Here is a 21563-nt window from a genome sequence, read left to right as displayed (position 1 = left end):
ATGGTTGGATATACCACAATTCGCCTGTTTTTTTCTGCCTATGGGATTTAATTGTTATCAATAAAAGTAATTAATTGCACGAGATTACCTGCGACTTGGTAAGTTAACCCCAGCATGTAAGTTCCCTTCTCCTCGTACGATAGGTCTATAGTGAACACATCAGGATTAGCTGCCCATTCGTTCATATCAAACATGATTTCTTTAGATGTTCCAGTGTTTCTGACCCCTGCTGAATTAGGGATCACTTTACTGCCATCGAGCCCTTTCACCGGATTGGTCAATTCAACCACAGGTCCCTTTAATCCTCCCACCTCTACCACTTGAGGGTCAGCCAATAAGCTCGTTAGTTTAGTTAACCCTTGTAGTGGGGAGAAATCAGTGATTTCATTTCCAGTAATATCAAGTGTCTCTAGGTTCTTAGCATACTGTAGACCTTCCAAGGATCTAGCTCTTCCGGTCTCGCTCGTTAACGTTGTAAGGTTATACATATCCCCTAGCGTTAGTTCTCCAGTTACGCCTAACGTAGTCTTGATCGAAGCACTTATATATTTGTCCGCAATGGTAATGACTTGCGTAAGGTCTATTTCGGTCAAACCTTCTGTTGCTTGTTGTAACGCTGCTGAGACTGCATCTATTTCACTTTGTGTGACAGAAGGATTAGTCAAAGCCGCTTCTGCACTCGAAAGGCTTGCCGTAAATGACGCAATACTCTCAGCCGTGAAGCCTTCTAGAGAAATTGCTTTTGCCGCCGCAATGGCTTGCTCCAGATCTCCAGTGAATAGGTGATCTCCATTCGCAAAATGTAGTTTGGTTCCTCCCCATGTAGCATGGTCAGATCCGTTGCCATTTCCGCCGTCTGTAACGACTAATTTCAGCTCTTTAGCTCCGTTAATATCCAATTCGATGAACTTCTGCGGATCTCTGGAGCCCATAACCCCACTATCGAATTTCTTCTCTCCATCGACAAACACTTCAAAGCTCACCGAACCGACCGTACCATACATTTGTCGATCTACACCCACATAGGAAGTGAAGTAGTCCGCGTTCTTATCGCTTAGATCGTATACAATCGTCGAGTTAGAGTGTGCTCCAATCCCTCTCTCGTAGGACACTACTTGATTGCTCTTATCTGTTAATCTCAGCGTATTGGCACTAATAGATTTATCCTTCAAAGGCGCAGTATAGCTGTTCTGAGTAGAATTCCAGTCGTAATCCGTCAGATACGTAAAGTCCGTCATGTCTACAACGGCAATGGTTCTAGTCTTCGTGGTCGTATTTCCATCACTATCCGTTACTGTATAAGTAATCGGATACTTTCCAGCTCTGCCCAATTTAACTTGATCTTCACCCGTAACCTTTACTTGAGCCGTCAAGTCACCATCTTCTGAATCCATTGCTGAATAGTCCGCACTTACTGCTATGGCTTGCCCCACTTTGGTGGATACAGATTTAGCTATGGTAAGCTCTGGCGTACTGTTTAGAATCATAAACTTCGCATCAGCGAAATCACCGTGGTCTGAAGCATTTCCGTTGCCGGCATTATCTAGTACCAACTTTAATTCACTTACACCCTTCACAGGGATCCGAGCTAATTTAGCTTCCGTGCCAAATTTCATCAGTCCGCTATTATACACTTCTACCCCATCGGCGAAGATTTTGAAGATCACACTAGAATTATTTTGCTCTGGGATATTTCGGTCAACCCCTACATATGTTTCAAAATATTCGAAATTAGCACCCGCCAGATTATACACGATCTCGGAGTTAGCATGCGTTCCTAAACCCTTAGCGAACTCTTTGGTTACGCCATTTACAAGTAGTTTAATCGGATTGTTAGAACTTGCCTTATCCTTACGAACAACATTATAATCCGTTCTTGCCGACTGCCAAGCTGTATCACTCAAGTATTTACTAGCGCTATACACAACGATTGTTCTGGTCTGCACAGCTGTATTCCCATCCCGGTCTGTAACTGACAGTTCGACGTTGTAAGTGCCTGTTTTGCTTGAAGTAAAACCATTCGGACTCACCTCAACGGCTCCAATCAAGTTACCATCTTCCTTATCAACGGCTGTAACATCAGTCAAAACATCAAAGTCACTGTTCAGCTTAATAAACGTTGTCTCTTCAGGCACTGTGATAGTAGGCTTGCTTGAAGTATTCGTAAACTTCGCATCCGCCCATACCGTATGATCTGAAGCATTGCCGTCTGTAGCATCTGTGGTAACCAGCTTCACTTCGCGCGCACCTGTCACAGGTATTTTCACAAATTCATGCTCTGTCCCTGCTCGGAAAACATCGCTCGCGAATTTCTTCTCTCCATCTACATACACTTCAAAGGTTGCAGAGGATGGCTTTCCTTTCATCGCTTGATCAATTCCGATGTAGCTCACAAAGAAGTCATAACCTTTACTCTCAATATCATAAATAACTTCAGAGTTCGCATGTACACCGATTCCCTTGGTATAGGTCGCAGCTAACCCTTGTCGAACAAGAGTGATGATTCCACCAGAAACGGCTTTGTCTTTCTTTAATTCACCCCAACCAACAACGACTGACTTGGCATTAAGATCCGAAAGATAAGTATAGTCACTCGTTACCGTAACCAGTGTAGTTTTGGTTTCTGTAACCCCTTCGTTCTTCACTTCATATACCACTTCGTAGTCGCCTTTTTGCGTTACATCAACGGTATTTGCTTTCAGGGTGACATTAGCAGTAATATCGTTCCCTTGGTAGTTAGTCGCTTTTACATAGTTCATCGGATCAAAGGTTTGATTAAGCTTTAACGTAATTTGATCTTCAACAGACAGCGCTGGCTTGAAGGCTTTAACCTGTACCGTCTTCAGTGGGTTCAGCTTCTTATCATAACCAACAATCTTGTACGTATAATTGATGCTGTTATCTACATTCGTGTCCACGAACTGGTCAGTCCCTGTAAACCCTACTAACTTATCGTCTCTATACACTTCATATCCTAAGAAATCTTTCTTAAGATCCTTATCCATACTGAAGCTTAATGTGTTTGATTTAGCAGTAGCGTTAGGCGTGATATTAACCTTTATCGCAACATTCTTATCTGCTATTCCTGTTCCCTCATAATGAACCACTGAATTGTTTAAATACCAGAGCTTTTTCGGTGCTGGGTATTTAGCTAACTTCTCTTTCGTTTCAGGATTCACAGTGAAGCCATGTCTGGCAAAATAGCTACTTAGGTCTAACCCCAGCACTTCAGAGGAGAACTCCACCAAATACTGCTGCTTGGAATTGTCGCCGTTCGGAAGGGAGACCTTCCGCTCGCGGTACAGCTTGGTCAGTTCTGTCCAGTAACCCGGATGCGCTAATTCTAACTGCCAATAGGCACCGAGCTGTGCAAATAAGCCCTGCTGATTCATAACCACTTTATTTTCTTCGATTACATATTTATAAATATCACTTTCAAAAGGAATACGAGTATCCATCGAGTCCGCATAGACTGACATCAGCATAGACACCATATTATTGGTTACTTCACCATATTCTCGTTCACCCATCGCCAAGCGATGCCCTATTTCATGATTCAATCCCCAACCTGGATAGACTTTGTTAAAATCACCTAACATCGTCCCTACGGTCCCAATTTGTATCCCTGTATGATCTCCCGCTGCATACATCGCACCATAAGGCTGCATCAATCGGATGTTCTCACGAATTAGCTTCGCATCATGAATCACACTACTGCCATCCAAGCCATAGAAGTCAAAGATCGTCTTCATCCAAGTATCATAGCCGGTTACGGTACCCAGCGGATCATTTTCTTGCGTAATAAACTTGTTATAAGCTTCTGTCGCAGTTCCTGTGAAAATAACATGATCGCTGACCATTTCCACCACATCGATGAGCTCGCGATCTTGAACATTTGGATGCGCTGCCTTATCTTCATCTAATTTTTGTTTATAGGTGGTTAAGAAGGCTTTAAATTGTTCAGGATCTGTAGTCCTGGTCATCATAGGGATCTTGGTAAGCCCCTCGAACCGGATCATAGGTGCTTTACCTTGTTCCTCTGCTGTATATGGATTGACGATATACACTGTACCGCCTTTAGTCACTTCATGTGCATAATAACTATTCGTAGCAAATTCAGGAACGGTTATAATATTCTTACCTGGACGCAATTGCACACCTCTAGCCCAAACATTCCAAGCCGCCTCTTGTTGAGAAAAGACTAAAGAAGGTAGTTTATCGCTCGAAGCTGCGTCCACATAAACGTTGATCGTATCTCCAGGCATTGCAACGAGACCTGTAGGCTGGTTGTTCGTACCGAAACCAATTCTCAGGTTTTCCTGCGCATGCTTTTTCATATCTCCACGTTGTTCCGCCTCAATGATGGTGCCTTCAGTTTGAACTTCACCATTCACTAGCTTCTTAGCTAAATCCAAAGAATCTTTCAGGATTGGATAGAGCGGATGTACTTTTGCCGCTTCTTCTAATTCATTGATTGCGTTGGCGCTATTATAAGCAGGAACAACCGCACTCATCGTGCCATCTGTGAAAATACCATTTACAGCTTCGCTTACTTTATCTTCTGTATAAAATCTAAATTCAGCCGCAAAAGGTCTGTTGATATTGGCTTTTGTGAACTTGAATTTCAATCTTTTAAACTTCGTAGGTTCGAATTTAAACTCCAGAAAATCATTCGTACTAGTCGCGGTTCCGCTAGATACGAGCTGGAAGGTTTCTCCCTTACTTGTTTCTGATGCATAAATTTCAAAAGCCTCTGGGAAGCCTTTGCGGTTATCTCTAGCCAGGAAAGCCAATCTATCTAGTACTTTCGCTTGCGCTAATTCAAACACGACTTCATTCGTGAAGCTGTCATCATTGTTCTTGTTCGTTTCCCAGTGTGTATTCGGCTGGTCATCGAGCATGTATTCCGGTTTCGTACCTGGATAGCTTCCACCGTTCACCGTTACTTTTGATACATTAGAGTTGGGCATTCTATAAGCTTCGCTATAGGCATTTTCGTATGCTGTACCATAGCCTTTTAGCTTCGAAACCTTAGCCGCTGTTGCCTCTATTTGATGATTCTCCAGAAGTACTTTTGCATTCTCTATATCTGCTTGAAACTGCACGTACAGTGGATGTGTCTGTACTTCTTGTTCTAAAGCCGTTAATTTCTCCACCGTATTAAATGCTGCGCTAACTTGACTCAAGGTATCATCTGTAAATAAATTTTTCATTTTAGCGGATACGGTATCTTCTTTGTAAAAAGAAAACTCAGCTGCACTCGCCCAATCTTGGTTAGCTTTTTTGAAGACAAATTTAAGTCTCTTGAAGGCTGTGGGTGCAAACTGAATCTCTACTACGTCACCTGCTCCGCCTTTATATTCTCCAGAGGATACTAGCGTATAATCGCCTGCATCCGTAGTTGAGCCATAAATATCAAATTCCTGAGCAAACCCCTTCCCCTTTGCACTGGATTGTCTTGCAGCGTATACGATTCTATTTAATTCAGTGGACTCATTGAAAACAAAGACAACCTCATTCGTGAACGTTGAACTGTTCGGTTTGCCCGTTTCCCAATACGTACTCATATCGCCATCAATAGCCTTAGCTATAGGTGAACCTGAGTAGTTGCCACCGTTATTGGTAATGGATTTAATATTCGCAGGATTCATTCTAAAAACATCACTATAAGCGCTTAGGATAGCCTTGCCGTAGAGATCAAACGGAATAACTGACGCATTGCTGAATAGGTCAGCCTTGCTTTGTACTACAGTGTTCACTACACTTACCTTGCTTACATCACTTGCTAAAGCATAACCTGCCTCACTCGAAAAACTAGCTAACATGGCTGCTGATGTAGCGATCGCAATCATTTTTTTCATCTTTTCTACCCCCCAGATGTAATATGAATCTCTTCCGTGCCTAAAAATAGGCACAAAAAAAACTACCCCAAAAGAGTAGCTTGATTGCGTATAAAGTCGCATAAAAACTAAGACTTAATTTTTATTAAACTTTAACAAAAAGCGTAATACACTCTTTGGCAGCTGGCTGACAATAGTTATGATAACCTTAGTCCCTATAGCTTTGCGTCCCTACATTTCCATAGGTTTGCCTATGAAGTTTCGAATACATTACAAAGAGTAACATAACGCTACATCTGATCGCATGATTAATTGGTATGAAATCCGAATAGGTAATTGCAATTACTTTTTCTATCGTGATAGATATTCTTTATCGAGTATCCCGGAAGAGAGAGGACACTTTAGGACTGGAGGTCTACTTAACTCCCCGCACCAAACAAACGCCGGAACCAATTCCACACATCGCCCGTGATGGGAATTAACCCGAAGCCATGCTCGCCAACTGCGATTAGACCATATGCCCATTGGCCAATAGCTACTGCTCCCCCAGCAATCCGTCCTATGGCTACCGCCCCAAATGCCGTATCACCTATGGCGACAGCCCCCAACGCTTTTTCGGCTATCGCGATCGCGCCTACAGCCACTCCTGCAATGGCAATCGCCCCAGCTGCGAAGCCAAGCCAGCTAATGGCTATCGCTCCAAGGGCTAACCACATTCCTAGTGATATTGCACCCACGGATAGAACCCCTACGCTTATCGCACCTATGGAAATCAAGCCTACAGCTACATCTCCAATAGCAATTAATCCAACAGCTGTCTTCACTTGTGGCTTGCTTCCGTGACCATACCCCTGACCTGAGTATCGACCCAAATTGCTGCGAATACTTACCACCGGAAATGATGGAGACGGCCATTGATAATCAATTTCTCGTCCACCTAACCCTCTAGAATCCGCCCAGTGTGTGATGTACTTATGCCATTTCATATCCATCCCGTCCCCCTTCTCAATTACCTTAATTATACAACCCCGGGGGTTGGCTGTACTCAGACTCTGACCTGAAATTCATCTCATCCTCTAGACGGAGTTATACTCATTAGTATCACTGTTTGGGAATAGGATCAGGCTTTCCAAATAAATATCCCTGAAACAACTGATAACCACTCTGCTTAAGCCATTCAAAGTCCTCTCTAAACTCCACACCTTCTGCTAAAGGAACGGATTGGATTTCTAAAGCTTTTTCTAAAAATTGTTTAGCTATTTTCTGTTTGTTCAGATCGCTGGACACACCCTGAACATATTTCATATCCAGCTTCATGTAATGGGGTTTAAGCTCCAATAACATCTCGATCGTGCTGAAGCCCTCGCCAACATCATCTAAAGCGTATTCAAATCCCCGATCCTTGTAATATGTCAAAATAGCTTTCAAATGAGCGAGATCATCCACTTTCTCCGTCTCAACAACTTCAAAAACAAAAAGAGAGGGATCGACGCCTAATTGATTGGCCAGTTCAACGGTTGATCTTAAGCAGAACTCTGGAGCGTAGATCGACGTTGGGATAAAATTAATAAACGTTTTTTTATTTAAGGGTGCAGCATATTTTACAGCAGTCATTCTACATAACCGGTCTAAAGCATATAAACGCCCACGATTCCGTGCCGCCGCAAAAATCTCATTAGGATAGATAAGGGACCCATCTTCTTTTTTAAATCTGGATAGGAGCTCGTATGCAAAAATCTCTTCCCGTACGTTCACAATCGGTTGGAAGTGACAAGTAACTAAGCCCTTAGTTATAACCTCATCAATCCACTCCATATCAAGTACAGTAGGTAATTCGGATAGAGGTCTCCATGTTTGGTCATCTATACGGAATTCAAACTGCTCCGACTCCATATGGTCATTACAGAAATCTAGAAAATCCCGCACCCCAGCCTCCTTAATCGTAATCACATTTTCTTCTACCTTATGTATCGAATTACTTCTACTCAAGTGATGAATAACCTCAGGTAAAATCCTTAGATTAAGCTCACCATGAGCCTTGATTTCAAAATTCAGCTCTCTTACTACACAATGATTACATGCCACATTCATAACCCCTTTAATAATCAATTCTCTGAAAAAGATCCCGGAACTGCTCTTCTCAATCGAAATCCGTATACTCTAGTAAATACGTCGGGTCTAACACGGTGATCTGCTGATGTTGAATATCAATAATCTTTTGCTCTTGCAGGTCTTTAAGCACAAGGGTAGCCGTCTCCCTTAGCGTTCCGATCATATCCGCGAACTGCTGATGGGTCAATCGAAGATCAATCCTCTGTTTGCCTTGCTCCTCGACTGCAAATCTTTGGTATAGTCTTCTCAGCGTAAAGATCGCACGCGCTCTCGCATCATGAAATTTCATTTCATGTAATAACCGATTCGATAAAAATAAACGGTCCATTTGCAGCAGCATCAATTGTTCCTTAATCAACGGGTAATCGGCAAGCATCTGCTCAAAAGGCTCACGTTTAATCACAAATAATACAGTATCATTCATAGCCACCGCAGACAGCACTCTTATATTGGAGGGATGGATCACTTCCAGATCGCCAAATAAATCGCCTTTTCCAAAAAGATCTACGGTATGCTCTTTCCCCTTCGTAGTAGCGTACACCCTAATAATTCCCGAATAGATAACATAGGCGTGATCTCCCGGATCTGATTCTGCAAACACCAGAGTCCCTTTGGAATAGGCCCTATAAGTGAACAGTCTTGAGACCGCCTCGATCTCCTCCGAGGGTAAACCCTGAAAAAAGCGAATGCCAGTCCAAAAAGAAGCTTCCATCTCATTATTCCTTTCTAACACATTCCATAGTTTTGTATGCCAACATACTGATAATAAATCATCATCCTGTTATATTCTATCGTAACGATGCCAAAACCAATAACAAAGGAGAACCTTCCATGAGATATAATTTTGACGGAAAAGGACTTACAGAAACGCCAGAGATCGTGTTTGAGAGCAATCCTCTACTAGAACTGAGCATGTACAACAACCATCTTAAAGAAATCCCTGACCATCTCTTCCTCCATGACGAATTAGAGGTACTTAATTATGCGGGTAATGAAATCGAACAGTTATCCGAGAACATCGGTCGCTTAGTTCACCTAAGAATGTTGGATTTAGGCCATAATCGACTGAAGGTATTGCCGGAGACAATTGGCGGACTGCAGGGGTTAGATTCTTTTCTATACCTAAGTAATAATCAGTTCGAACAGCTGCCGGAGCAGCTTTGTAATCTCCAGAAACTCAAGTATCTGAACGTAACAGATAATCATCTCAAGCAATTGCCTACCCGTATAGGCGAAATGAGCAGTCTAATTGAACTGCGGCTTTATTATAATCAGCTAGAACGTCTACCTGATTCGATCACACAAATTAAAGGGTTAAGAGAGATTCATCTTTATGGTAATCAACTGGTCGTATTGCCAGAGCATTTGGGTGCTTTAGAAGAACTGCGGATACTCGATATGAGTGATAATCGAATCACTGAACTGCCCTCATCCATCGGTAAACTAAGCAAGTTAAGAAGACTTAACCTTCGAAAAAATAAACTGAATAAGCTGCCTGAGGAAATAGGTCAATTAAGCAGCCTTGTTGAGCTTGATTTAAGAGATAATAACCTGCAAGAAATCCCGAATTCCCTTTTACAGCTTGAACGATTAGAGAAACTGGATCTAAGATGGAATCACAGCTTGAAGGGAACGGATATTTTAGAGCAATTAGAGCAAAGAGGATGTATCGTATATAAATAACAAAAAAGCCCCCTGTTAAAGAAGCTTTTCATTCAAATCTATGCTATGCGTGACGCGGTTTCTCCCCTGTTCTTTAGAGGCATAGAGCGCTTGATCAGCTTTTTGCAGAAGGGTGGTTTCTGAATCAGCTGGAATAAATGTAGCTATACCAATACTCACCGTAATCCGGCCCATTTCCCAAGTTGAATACGCGATAGATTGCCGTAAATTCTCAGCTATAGTCTTTGACTCCGAGATGTCTGTATTTGGTAAAAGAAGTATGAATTCCTCACCGCCATATCTAACCGCCATATCCTCTTTACGAGATTGCAGTTTCAAGATACTCGCCATTTTCTCCAGTACATAGTCACCTGTCTGATGCCCATAGGTGTCGTTCACTTTTTTAAAATGATCAATATCTATAATACACAGCGAAAATGCTGCTTCAGCTTGGGCATACCCTGCAATCTGCTCTTCCAGCTTCTCTTGAAGAAACCTTCTATTCTTCAGCCCAGTCAGCTTATCTGTATTAGATAATTCTACTAAAACGGCATTCATCTCCAGCAATTCAGCTTGCTTTTGCTCGATTTCCAGGTGAATTTGTTTGAGCTTTGCCAGCGCCTGATCTTTTTCCCAATAAGCCTCTTCTATTTGCTTCTTCGCAGATCGTAACTCTAGCTCATAATCAATACGTTTGCCCATCTGTACCAGAATACAATCAATGACCTCTACACCTTCACACTCAAGGCGTCTGCCATTTAACAAGTAAGGGACGGCTTGTCCCTTGCTGTCCTTCAAATTGATAAATAACTCTTCCACCTGTCCATTCAGATTGATAAAAGGATAGAAGTATGAATGAAAAATAAGCTTGTTTGCCGTAGACATGATAGATTCAAAATGCTTATGCACCAAATCAACCTGCTTATATCCCATACGGTCCAAGAACGTCTGATTTACATCCTTGATTATTCCTTCATGGGTAATAGAAACATAGCCACAAGGCGCATATCTTAATCGGTCATCCATGATCTAAATATCCTTTCAACACAGCATAATCTCATCTAGCTTACGTAAGATATTCATTAATTAAAGTGATGGTCTCCTCAGGATGGCTTATATGCGGGTAATGCCCTTTAGCCTCCATTAACCGGAAGGTGCTATTATTCAAGTGTTTATGTAGATATTCTCCAGCCGCTATAGGTACGATACTGTCATCCGAGCATTGTAGAATAAGTGTAGGGATTGTAGCCTTAGGTAGATCTTCCCTATGATCTGAAAAGAACGTAACTTCTGCAAATTCCCTTGCAATAACAGGATCTGCCGAGATAAAGCTGCGCTCCAGCTCTTTCGTTAACATCGGGTCAGGGTTGTTCATAGCAAGAGGTGCCATAAAGCTAGCCCAGCCAGCAAAATTCATCTCCATCATCTCCAGAAGCTCAGTAATATCGCTCTTCTCGAAGCCTCCGAAATAAGTATCCCCCTCATTTAAATAACATGAAGAAGGACCAATCATAATCATTTTATCAAAATAATCCGGCCGCTCAATCGAAGCAAGCATCCCGATCATAGAGCTAATCGAATGACCTATAAAAATAATATCTTTGAGTTCCAACGTTTCGATGACATCCAATACATCCTGTACATAGCCGTGGAGCGTATGATACTTATCTGTTGTATATGCACTTAAATCTGAGTTACCTGAACCTACATAATCAAATAGAACGATTCGATATTTTTTCTCAAAAGAAGGCGTAATAAACTGCCACATGCTCTGGTCACACCCAAATCCATGTGCAAAAAGGATGGTTCTTTCTCCTTCTCCAATCACTTTCACATGATTCCGCGCCCTAACATCGTTCATTTCATATAACTCCCTCTATAGTTAGCATTCTCTCTATTTTGAAGGGTTAACCTGGAAATATCAAGAGCATAAAAAACTCCGCTAGAGTAATCTCTAGCGGAGTTTTTATGATATCTAATTTTAGAATGCTGAAGTCCATCCCGCATCGGCAGCGAGGACTGCTCCGTTTACAAAACTGGAGTCATCTGAAGCCAGGAATAACGCAACTTGTGCGATTTCTTCAGGTGAACCTACACGAGGAATTACAGCCTGTGTTAGTTGAGTGCGGCTCATGCCGAACTCATTAATATTTTTCATAGAAGCACTAATGTTAGTGGCAGTAGCTCCTGGTGCGATGGCATTACAACGAATGCCTTTGTTGGCATACATAAAAGCTGTATTTTTCGTCAAGCCTACTACTGCATGTTTGGAGGCAGTATAAGTTGCTCCAGCATGAGCACCACTTACGCCACCGGTAGAAGCGGTATTCACAATAACGCCCTTTCCTTTTTCGAGGAAAATAGGTAGCGCTTTACGTGTGGACCGCATTACACTTTTGGTATTGATGTCAAAGATAAGATCCCATCTCTCATCATTAATATCACCAACTGGCTCAAAGCCGTCCATAATACCCGCATTATTCACTAGTATATCTAGCGTTCCATATTCATTTACTGCGGTATCAATCATGTTATTGATATCTTCGACTAGAGCAACATTTACTTTCAACGCCTTAGCTACTCCACCATTACTAACGATTCCTGCTGCGACTTGTTCCGCACCTTCGAGGTTAAGATCGGCTACTATTACTTTAGCACCTTCTTTAGCGTACAACTCTGCGATAGATTTCCCCATACCCGAGGCTGCTCCGGTAACAACTGCAACTCTGTCTTGAAGTTTCATGTTGGAAGTCTCCTTTACGTTTATCTATAATGTAAGTATCAATACAAGCAAAAACGCCTTCGGCGTCCTTAATGGGACGGTAAGCGTATATGCGAGAAATATAAGGATAAAGTATAGCGTGAAACTTATACTTCCTTATATTTTATAAAATCTCTAAATCACTTAAAATTTATTCTACTCAAGTTTAATCTTCTGCAATTTAACTATCAATATACAAATGAGACATCAAATGTTCATAAATATATATAACTTGGAATTGTGTTGAAATAGGAATAGAAAATAGACAGTTAGGTGGTCTTCTGTTGCTTAAAAATCGAAGAACGAGTAAATCGAAGAAAGAACTAAAAAATGCATTGATATTACTCATGGAAAAAAAGAATTTCCGCACCATTACGATAACCGATATTGTGACCCTAGCCGATTTAAACCGTGGAACCTTCTATAAGCATTATCAAACCAAAGAAGAACTTCTGAATGAGCTGATTGATGATGTGCTGGAGGATTTAATTAAGGCTTATAAAGATCCCTATCTCCATACCGATAAATTCATGGTGAGTGAGCTTACTACCTCTAGCATCAAAATTTTTGAGCATGTCGTTTCCTACTCTAATTTTTATACCATCATTGTAAATTCCAATGTTCTGCCTGGGTTTCAAAATAAGATTTGTGACATCTTAAAGGAGCTAACCAAGCAGGACTTAGTCGAGGTTAATAATACTAATAACAATATAAATATCGAATTATTTTCTAGCTATACGGCCTATGCTCTATTTGGATTAATCATGGAATGGGTAAAGGGAGGGTTCAAATATACTGCGAACCATATGGCAGAGCAGTTGATTCAAATTCTGTCTTTTAATTCACACAATGTGATCATAAAGACTTCAAATCAACCCATTAAGCAGAATTTAATCTCTATTAATAGCGACTAATTATCTGTACCACCAAAAAGCCACTCCAATGTGCTGGAGTGGCTTTTAATAGGCAATTTATAGATTATGGTCTTCCTTTTCCACCGCCACCGCCACCGCCGCCACCTGGACCTTGATTGGTGTTCGCGGTGGTTACTCCGGATTCATTCAGCCAAGTTACACTACTTGTGATTTCAAACGCTACTACTTTCGTTCCTCCAGTATATTCGCCATCCGTATACAATCCATTTGCTTCACTGCCAGTCGAGGTACCTCCCGAGTAGAGGGTGTATGATCCACCGTCTTTCAAATCAGGGGAGCTCATCACCAACGACTGATAATCCTTCGATGGAGCAAAGGTTAGGATCGTGTTTCCTTCGCTATCCTCCAGATGGACCAATGTTCCGGCCTTCTGGATCTGAGGAAACGTCATGCTGACTGCATGTTGGCTGGAGGTGTCAGACGTTGCCTGAGCCATACCCGAGCTTCCCGCGGCTATTAGAGTACCGCCACTCTGTTCAAAGCTGCCATCGTAATCGAGAGCACCGTTTCCACCATTAGTAGGTCCATTAACAATTACTGTACCACCTGACATCACGATAGAGCCGTTCGAATCCAATCCGTCACCTGTGGCATCGACTGTTAATGTTCCCCCGCTAAACGTGAGCACATTAGCCGCAGCATCGCTGAATTGATCCTGCTCCTGAGGGCCACCTCCTACAGTCGCTTCATCATTACCTCCTGCAACATTCACTCCATCATCAGAAGCAACCACATGAGCTTCACCACCGGAAATCTCGATGTTTGCTCCTTCAATCCCTTCGTAGCTCTTCGTAATATCAATTTTGCCACCGGATATCGCTACCAAGGCATCCGCATGGATTCCATCGTCGCCAGTTTTGATGTTGAATTCTCCATCGGCTATCGCAACGTTACTGTTGCTGTGCACTGCATCATCAGCAGAATCAATGTTAAATGTTCCGTTGTTTACGCTAATATCTCCTCCAGCCTTCAAGCCTTTAGTACTTGGTATTTCCGATTCTGTTGTTGTTGTCGTTGTTGGTGCTTCCGTTGTTGTTATCTCTGGCTTTGCTTCTGGTTTTGTTGCTGGTGTCGATGTTTCTGATGTTCCCGGTGCTTGGCCACCTGTTCCTTGACCTCGGTCACCTCTCATGCCCATGCCTGCCCCTTGATCACCTGTCTTCACTTCGCCATTCTCGCTGCCTCCGCCTGTAACCACGGTATACGTTCCGCCATCGATTACAAGTGCAGTTTCCGCCTGAATTCCGTCATTGCCAGCCTTAATATCAAATGTTCCTGCTGCTATAGCAAGGAAGCCTTTGTCCGTTTCGGTATCGTTCGTTGATTTCATTCCGTCACCTTCAGCTGTAATGCTGATACTTCCATCCTGCACTGCGACTAGATCTTTACCGACAATCCCGTCATCGGCAGCCTGAATTTCAAGTGTGCCATTCATTATTTTGAGATCGTCCTTGCTTGTAATCCCATCATTATAATTAGCAGAAACGGACAGCTTCCCTGTGCCATTGATTGTTAAGTCTGCTTTACTAAAGATAGCTGCACTAGGCTCATCTGTAGTGTCATCAGCATAGACATAAGTTGCTCCATCTGATACAGAGTTCTCTGTTCCGTCCTCCAAGGTAATGATCACTTTACCTGCTTCTTTAATATCAATTGCAGCACTATCGCTGTTCGTGATGTTCACACCGTTCAGTACCAAATGCACAATACCTTCATCCTGATTATTAACTACAATCTGTCCATCACTCAGCTTACCAGACAGCACATAAGTTCCCGCTGCAGTAATTGTCACTGATCCATCCTTAGACTCAGCCCCGGTGCCGTCAACAAGCGCACTTGTTCCAGCCAAAGCAATTTCCGTCGATTGGTCCGCCGTCCAACTTGTATTAGAATCATCTTCATCGAACGTTACTAAGTCCGACAGCTTTGCACTTGCCAGTTGTACTCCGGTAGCAGCTCCACTCTGGCTCGACGTTAATTCACTCGACATAGCTTCAGACTGTGCTGTCGTATTATTATTGCTGCAAGCCGACATGAGTCCCGCACACAGTAACAAGACCCCTATTTTACTGATTGTTGTATAATTGTTCATATCTCATCCATCCTTTCGGTCATTTTAATAGTCATTTGCAGTGGGATTCATAGTTAACGAGAGATCTAGATTCCCGTTACGAGTGCGAATCGCATCTAGGAATTCCTTCTGGTTCACAGTCTCGCCCAGCGTAACGACATAGACTAGTTCATATAAACTACCAAGCTCAGTCGTTCTAATCTTCTTAAGGTCATACCCCACATTAAATTTGTTGAAAACTTCAGCGAATGCCTCCTCATAGCCCAGACTCTCTGGAATAGTTACCTTGAGTGTCTTTTGCAACGTTGTTTTTACCCCGAAATTAGTCCGATTAAGAATAAACATAAGTGCGCACAAGATAAGAGTGAACAAGACTGCGTATCCGAATGAACCTACCCCGCAGGCCAGTCCTGATGCCATGGTAAACAATACAAATGTGATATCCTTCGGATCACCAGGTGCACTTCTGAACCGAATGATGGAGAATGCTCCGGCAAGACTGAAGGCTCTGGCAACATTACTGCCAATGAGCAGGATGATGATGGCTACAATTACGGGCAGCAGTACCATTGTGAGTGTAAAGCTTTGCGAATAACCACTGGAATTCGTCTTCATATAGGTGTAGCTAATAATCCCGCCAAGGGCGATAGCTATAACAATGGTTAGGATTGCGTTGGTAAACGTTAGCCCTGTACTCGTAGCTACGGTAAATAATGAATCAAGCATAAAGAGCACTCCCCCGTTCTGTTTTACTGTTCTTCAGCATTTTTTTATATTCATTACCGTACTTGGAGAAGCTTGTACGGTACATTTGATGCTCTGAGAGCATTTTTGCTAACCAAACCGGAATCGTATTTTCAGCCTTTACTTCCATAAGCCACTGACCTGGCTCTAGTAATGGTTCGCCATAAACGCCATGCTCCATCTTGAGATCGTACCGCCGACTTCGAATATTCGTATCGAACGTGATTCTTAAATCACGATTTTTTTTACAGAACAATGCTTTGCGGTCATAAGACAGATACACCTTAGGCTGCAACTCATACCGCGTTAAAAAGTATTTAATCTCTTCAATCACCTGTTTGTTCATATAATCCTTAAATTCTGGCTCCCTGCCAGTGGCAACAAAAGCATAAGCCTCGTCCAATTTGAGCGGCGTTCTTCTTTTATTCACCAGCCCGAACACCTTCTTCTTAATTTCCAGATACACCTTTGTATCTTGATTCGGAACACCGTAAGCTCGCAGACGCAGCTTCTCTTTGTACTTCGGCTTCGCAAGACTATTACGAATCAGGGTATTGTGCGCAGTATCATAATATAAGTTGGTGATGGAATAAAACTCATGCTGCTTGTTGAAATCGTCTAGTTCCATGTATTCGAGTAATTGGTTATAAAATTTATAGTAAGCTTCGTTGTCCAGTAAATATTTGTTCTCATAACGGTTGAATACCTCAATCGCCATATGTGATCATCCTTTCTGTTTATCATTGTCTCGTGTGCTTATGAATGTATCTTAGATCCCAAACCTTTAATGAATCTTAAATGGTTTTACAAACTACCCCACTACAGGTGTAAATCGTAACTCCGGCAATGTTGGACCTCCGGCCGCTGTTGTCTGCAGATTTCTTGATTTAAACTGCTATTCGCAGTGGAAATCCGCAGACAAAGGCGAACGCTATCGCTCCCGCAGTTCCAAAATCCCCCTCCGTTACTTGCCACCTGTTCAATTTTTACAATGCAGTTCTATACCAGCCTTCATTAAGGTTCAGTAAAGGTAATACTGATATAATGACCTCAATAACAAATACTCGTTTTATGTAGGGGATGCAAAACCATGAGAATATTAATCGTAGAAGATGAGCTTCATCTCGCTGAAGCCTTAACTCAAATATTAAAAAAACATAATTATTCGGTGGATGCAGTCCATGACGGTAGATCGGGTCTGGATTACGCACTGAGCGGAATTTATGATTTGCTGCTGCTCGACATTATGCTACCTGAGATGGATGGGGTTAGCGTCCTCAAGACGCTGCGCAAGAAAGGGGAATCCACTCCCGTTATCCTGCTTACCGCAAAGGGGGAGATAACAGATATGGTCACTGGACTAGACTATGGGGCTGATGATTATATCGCCAAACCTTTTTCCTCGGAGATCTTACTGGCACGAATAAGGGCTGTACTAAGACGTAAAAACGAGGTTATTCCAGATGATGCTTTAAAGTTCGGGGATATTGAATTGAATACATCGACTCTGAAGCTTACCGTGGGTGGCAAAGAGATCAAGCTGAACCTTAAGGAAAGTGAATTATTGGAGCTTCTGATTCTTAGGAAACAAGCCGTAACCTCCAAGGAACAAATTATTGAGAAGTTATGGGGGTTCGATTCGGAGGCAGAGCACAACAATGTGGAGGTGTACATTTCTTTTTTGAGAAAAAAATTGACCTTCTTAAATTCTACTGTACGCATTAGTACGATTAGAAATGTAGGGTATGTACTAGAGGTGACGGCCTAATGTTCACGAAGCTCAGAAATCGATTTCTTATTGTTAACCTAGTAACTATATCCGTAATAATGCTGGTGGCTTTCATATCGATTTATGTCATTACGTACCAAGATGTCCAAAACAATATTCAGATGGATCTTCACAGAATTATGGAGAACTACAAGTCTCCCGGCGGTGATACAGGACGAATGGGCTCAACTAAGGGAGGTTCCCAGTTACCCCATGCTGATAATAAACGTATGGATAACGGAACTCCACCTCCGGAACGGTCCGTCTCATTTATGCTGAAGATAGATACAGCGTCGAACCTCATCGGGAAAGATTCCAAATTTACGATGGACGATGAATTTTATGATACGGCTCTGCAAGAGGCTCTAAGTGCTGATAAAGATACCGGAAGGTTCACCTTGGACAGCAGCAAATGGATCTTCAACATCCAGCATACGAATGATTGGGCAATGCTTGTATTTCTGGACATCACTGCCCAGCAGAAAATCCTCACCAATCTAATCTATACCTTCTCTGTAGTTGGCTCGGTGATGCTAATTATTTTATACTTCACAAGCCGTTTTTTCGCTAATCGGTCCATCGCACCGGTGAAGGAGGCTTTTGATAAACAGAAGCAGTTTATTGCCGATGCTTCCCATGAATTGAAGACACCGCTGACCATTATTAACACCAATGCGGATGTTCTTCTCTCCAACAGTGATGATACTATTCACAATCAGTCGAAGTGGCTGCACTATATCAAATCGGAAACAGAGAGAATGACCAGTCTGACCAATGATCTGCTATACCTAACCGAGATGGACGACTCCAGATCGACCATGATCTATTCGAAGTTCAATTTGAGCGAAGCGGTTGAGAATATTATTTTAACAATGGAAGCTATTATCTTCGAGAAACGTATCTCGCTTGAATATGACATTGAGCCTAACCTGACTGTGATGGGGAATAGTGAACAGATTAAACAAGTGATTATGATCCTTTTGGACAACGCTGTAAAATATACGAATCCTAAAGGCTCAGTCACTTTATCCCTTAAAAAACAACATAATGATATGGTGTTATCGGTCACCAATACGGGTGAGGGCATTGCACCGGAGCACTTAGCAAGAATCTTTGACCGATTCTACCGTACGAATGCTTCCCGAGCGCGTAAACAAGGGGGTTATGGCCTGGGGCTGGCGATTGCCAAATCCATCGTTGAACAACATAAAGGAAAAATTTACGCCAAAAGCACGGTCGGCGAATCCACCACCTTTTACGTTCATCTTTCGTAACTAAAAGTAAAAAAAGACTCAATCCCTGTTATCACTAGGATTTGAGTCTTTTTAATATGCTGATTTCATTTACTACACTTCGCCCCAATAGACCTCGGTCTCATATTCAAAAAACACTTTATCATCCTGTTTATTTCGTTCAAATAGGTTCCTCAGCTCCGTCATCATATTCTCGTAACGTGGATCTCCGGGGGCCGGAATGTAGGAAGATGATCTCGCCCGTCCGCTTAATCCCTCGAAATCAAACACCTGCTGATTGCTAAAGTGCGCTACTTGCATCTGCCCTGCCTTAAAAAAGGAGCTAAGGATTTCGGGGGTAATATTCTTATGATTAACTTGAGTGTAGTCGGTGCTGAAGGTTTGCACGAGCTGCTCATATTCCTCCAGAAATGGGGTACCGTAAGTACGCCGGGAATTCCATATCAGAACTGCCTTTCCACCCGGTTTAAGAATCCGCTTGAATTCCAATTGCGCTGCATCCCTATCAAACCAGTGAAACGCCTGGGCACACACGATAAAGTCTACAGACTGGTCTGGCAATTCTGTCTTCTCGGCAGAGCCAGGCAATGTACGGAAATGGTTATCCTTTGCGAACTTCTCCTCCGCAGCTGTACGCATTTCCGGATTTGGCTCAACGGCAATCACGCGACACCCGCGCTCCAGAAGCAGTGCTGAGAATATTCCTGTTCCTGCGCCAATATCCGCAATATCACAATTCGATTTTAGCCCTATCGTATTGTATAAATAATCAATGGCTTCTTTAGGATAACTCGGGCGATATTTCACATACGAATCAACCCGGTTTGAGAACCGTTCTTTGTTATTCATCCAAATACACTCCCTTAGCTTTTAGGTTCGTACTCACTTAATTTGCCTTGATAGATCAGCTTCAGCCGATCGCTTTGCCGAAAATCATCCGGCGTTACGAGCGCAGGCAGCTTGTTCCATAGCTTGATGCCGGACCTCTCCAGGATTTCCGCTACAAATTGTGAGCAGAAATAAGAGTTGCTGAATTCAACAGGTTCCTTCAGAGCGATACCAATCACGCCGAGAATATTATAGAGATACTTTTGCCGGCTTCGGATAAAGACTTTGAGTACCCGCTCCATTTTCTCCACTTCACGGGCTGTTACTTGAAGTTCATATAGAACACACGTCGTATTTGGATATTTGCTGAACGTGCCTGTCTTAATATCTTCCTTCACGAATCCTCCGTTTAGAGGGTTGCTCGGGTGCTTTCTGCCAAAGCTATATAACTCGGAAAGCTCCCGATTAAAGGAGATCGAGGCATGATTATAAGGAGCTCTCGTGTAGCCTTGAATAAGCTTCGTAAAGAGCGTTCCGGTATTCGTAAGCAAGATAAAGACCGATGGATCATCTGCCATTTACAATTTTCCCCTTATCAAGATTGAACGTTTCCTTCATAATAACATATGAACCCATTAATGGAATCTACTCTACGACAAGTTGGTGATTAGCTATCGACCGCTCTCTATTAACGGTAATCCTGATTTTTGCGGCCTTATCGGCCATTCACTTGATGTATGTAGTTATAGGCAAATTACAGCCCAGTAAAGATTATACAGGGATCGGCTTCCGCATCAAAACCTGGTGGGGAATGCTTTTTATCTTTTGTTTGGCTACTCTCTTTAATCCAGTCGTCTCACTATTGGCACTCATGGTGCTGACCTTCTTCGCACTCAAAGAATATTTTTCCATGATAAAGTCACGAAAATCCGACCGCAGACTATTTCTGTGGGCGTACTTATCCATTCCTCTACAGTTCTACTGGATTTATATCGAATGGTACGGGATGTTCATTGTGTTTATTCCAGTCTATGTATTCTTACTCCTACCGCTACCTAGGCTCATTAATAAAGGGACAGTTGGCTTCCTGCGTAGTGTTAGTTCAACCCAGTGGGGATTAATGCTGATGGTCTTCGGACTTAGTCACTTAGCTTATTTTCAATTTGCTACACCGGAGTATGGAGCGGGGCTTGTATTATTCCTAGTAGTGCTGACACAGCTGAATGATGTGGTCCACTATCTCGCATCCCTTTATATGGGAAAGCGCAAAGTGGTCCCAACCGCCAACCCGTATTTGACCTGGGAAGGTTTTGCCTGTGCGTTTGTCGTAACAACCGGGGTCTCCTATTTGATCTATCCCTACCTGACGCCGCTCAACCCGATCTTCGGTTTCCTGTCAGGCATGCTAATCAGTTTGAGCGGCTTCTTGGGTAGCTTAACGGTTTCCGTGCTGAAGCGAGATTTGCTCATCGGTGATGGCGATAAATTCGTAGCTTTAAAAGAAAGCTATTTAAGCCGTGTGGATAGCTTGACCTACACCTCGCCGGTCTTTTTCCATGTCATCCGTTATTTCTTCGATTTCATGTAAA

The 21563-nt window shown here is 42.6% G+C and carries 17 protein-coding genes and 1 riboswitch; of the genes, 5 read left to right on the top strand and 12 right to left on the bottom strand.

The window, feature by feature from the left end:
- Positions 1-47: 47 nt before the first annotated feature.
- The 4 genes from ACQKMP_RS16105 to ACQKMP_RS16090 all read right to left on the bottom strand — a co-directional run bounded on the left by ACQKMP_RS16105 (position 48) and on the right by ACQKMP_RS16090 (position 8664).
- Positions 48-5861 carry an NPCBM/NEW2 domain-containing protein gene (locus tag ACQKMP_RS16105; protein WP_427469907.1) on the bottom strand — a complete coding sequence of 1938 codons (5814 nt, stop codon included), beginning with the start codon at positions 5859-5861 and terminating at the stop codon, positions 48-50.
- Positions 5862-6015: 154 nt separating this feature from the next.
- Positions 6016-6102: riboswitch (cyclic di-GMP riboswitch) on the bottom strand.
- A gap of 157 nt (positions 6103-6259) precedes the next feature.
- On the bottom strand, positions 6260-6826 hold the full coding sequence (locus ACQKMP_RS16100; RefSeq protein ID WP_042194709.1) for a hypothetical protein: 567 nt from the start codon (positions 6824-6826) through the stop codon (positions 6260-6262).
- Positions 6827-6941: 115 nt separating this feature from the next.
- Entirely contained in the window at positions 6942-7925 is a 984-nt protein-coding gene (locus ACQKMP_RS16095; RefSeq protein ID WP_042192864.1) for an EAL domain-containing protein, read from the bottom strand.
- A 55-nt stretch (positions 7926-7980) separates the two neighbouring features.
- On the bottom strand, positions 7981-8664 hold the full coding sequence (locus tag ACQKMP_RS16090; protein WP_042192866.1) for a Crp/Fnr family transcriptional regulator: 684 nt from the start codon (positions 8662-8664) through the stop codon (positions 7981-7983).
- Positions 8665-8783: 119 nt separating this feature from the next.
- Here ACQKMP_RS16090 and ACQKMP_RS16085 point away from each other — a divergent pair, with 119 nt between their 5' ends.
- Positions 8784-9635: a leucine-rich repeat domain-containing protein gene (locus ACQKMP_RS16085; RefSeq protein WP_042192868.1), complete on the top strand. Its 852-nt coding sequence runs from the start codon at positions 8784-8786 to the stop codon at positions 9633-9635.
- A gap of 15 nt (positions 9636-9650) precedes the next feature.
- Here the strand turns inward: ACQKMP_RS16085 and ACQKMP_RS16080 are convergent, their stop codons facing one another.
- From ACQKMP_RS16080 to ACQKMP_RS16070, 3 genes are all read right to left on the bottom strand, one after another.
- A complete protein-coding gene (locus tag ACQKMP_RS16080; protein ID WP_042192870.1) occupies positions 9651-10640 on the bottom strand; it encodes a sensor domain-containing diguanylate cyclase in 990 nt (329 codons plus the stop codon).
- A gap of 40 nt (positions 10641-10680) precedes the next feature.
- Positions 10681-11475, bottom strand: a complete 795-nt coding sequence (locus ACQKMP_RS16075; RefSeq protein WP_042192872.1) for an alpha/beta fold hydrolase — start codon at positions 11473-11475, stop codon at positions 10681-10683.
- 120 nt (positions 11476-11595) lie between these two features.
- Positions 11596-12357 (bottom strand): SDR family oxidoreductase, encoded by a 762-nt coding sequence (locus ACQKMP_RS16070; RefSeq protein WP_042131593.1) that lies wholly within the window; start codon positions 12355-12357, stop codon positions 11596-11598.
- Positions 12358-12659: 302 nt separating this feature from the next.
- On the opposite strand from ACQKMP_RS16070, the gene ACQKMP_RS16065 reads away from it, so the two are divergent.
- Positions 12660-13289 (top strand): TetR/AcrR family transcriptional regulator, encoded by a 630-nt coding sequence (locus tag ACQKMP_RS16065; protein WP_231573363.1) that lies wholly within the window; start codon positions 12660-12662, stop codon positions 13287-13289.
- 64 nt (positions 13290-13353) lie between these two features.
- Here ACQKMP_RS16065 and ACQKMP_RS16060 read toward each other — a convergent pair whose 3' ends face one another.
- Genes ACQKMP_RS16060 through ACQKMP_RS16050 form a run of 3 tightly spaced genes read right to left on the bottom strand, consistent with a single transcriptional unit; the run spans position 13354 to position 16843 of the window.
- A complete protein-coding gene (locus ACQKMP_RS16060; RefSeq protein ID WP_427469902.1) occupies positions 13354-15402 on the bottom strand; it encodes a carbohydrate-binding domain-containing protein in 2049 nt (682 codons plus the stop codon).
- A 24-nt stretch (positions 15403-15426) separates the two neighbouring features.
- On the bottom strand, positions 15427-16107 hold the full coding sequence (locus tag ACQKMP_RS16055; protein ID WP_042192877.1) for a DUF4956 domain-containing protein: 681 nt from the start codon (positions 16105-16107) through the stop codon (positions 15427-15429).
- A complete protein-coding gene (locus ACQKMP_RS16050; RefSeq protein WP_042192879.1) occupies positions 16100-16843 on the bottom strand; it encodes a polyphosphate polymerase domain-containing protein in 744 nt (247 codons plus the stop codon). Before ACQKMP_RS16050 ends, ACQKMP_RS16055 begins: the two co-directional genes overlap by 8 nt.
- Positions 16844-17215: 372 nt before the next feature.
- Between ACQKMP_RS16050 and ACQKMP_RS16045 the strand changes: the two genes are divergently transcribed.
- Positions 17216-17893: a response regulator transcription factor gene (locus ACQKMP_RS16045; RefSeq protein ID WP_339244023.1), complete on the top strand. Its 678-nt coding sequence runs from the start codon at positions 17216-17218 to the stop codon at positions 17891-17893.
- Entirely contained in the window at positions 17893-19167 is a 1275-nt protein-coding gene (locus tag ACQKMP_RS16040; protein ID WP_427469899.1) for a sensor histidine kinase, read from the top strand. The genes ACQKMP_RS16045 and ACQKMP_RS16040 overlap by 1 nt, the downstream gene beginning before the upstream one ends.
- Positions 19168-19239: 72 nt before the next feature.
- On the opposite strand, the gene ACQKMP_RS16035 is transcribed toward ACQKMP_RS16040, so the two are convergent.
- Both ACQKMP_RS16035 and ACQKMP_RS16030 read right to left on the bottom strand, forming a co-directional pair.
- Positions 19240-19995 carry a class I SAM-dependent methyltransferase gene (locus ACQKMP_RS16035; protein ID WP_427469897.1) on the bottom strand — a complete coding sequence of 252 codons (756 nt, stop codon included), beginning with the start codon at positions 19993-19995 and terminating at the stop codon, positions 19240-19242.
- Between the two features lie 14 nt (positions 19996-20009).
- Positions 20010-20552: a hypothetical protein gene (locus ACQKMP_RS16030; protein ID WP_042192886.1), complete on the bottom strand. Its 543-nt coding sequence runs from the start codon at positions 20550-20552 to the stop codon at positions 20010-20012.
- A 95-nt stretch (positions 20553-20647) separates the two neighbouring features.
- Between ACQKMP_RS16030 and ACQKMP_RS16025 the strand changes: the two genes are divergently transcribed.
- Positions 20648-21562 (top strand): phosphatidate cytidylyltransferase, encoded by a 915-nt coding sequence (locus tag ACQKMP_RS16025; protein ID WP_042192888.1) that lies wholly within the window; start codon positions 20648-20650, stop codon positions 21560-21562.
- Position 21563 lies beyond the last annotated feature (1 nt).

Origin of the sequence: Paenibacillus sp. NPDC101420, from assembly GCF_050277435.1 — a bacterium.
In the GTDB taxonomy this organism is placed as follows: Bacteria; Bacillota; Bacilli; order Paenibacillales; family Paenibacillaceae; genus Paenibacillus_AQ.
Note: the sequence above shows the minus strand (reverse complement) of the source record. Positions and strands in the feature narration are given on the sequence as shown.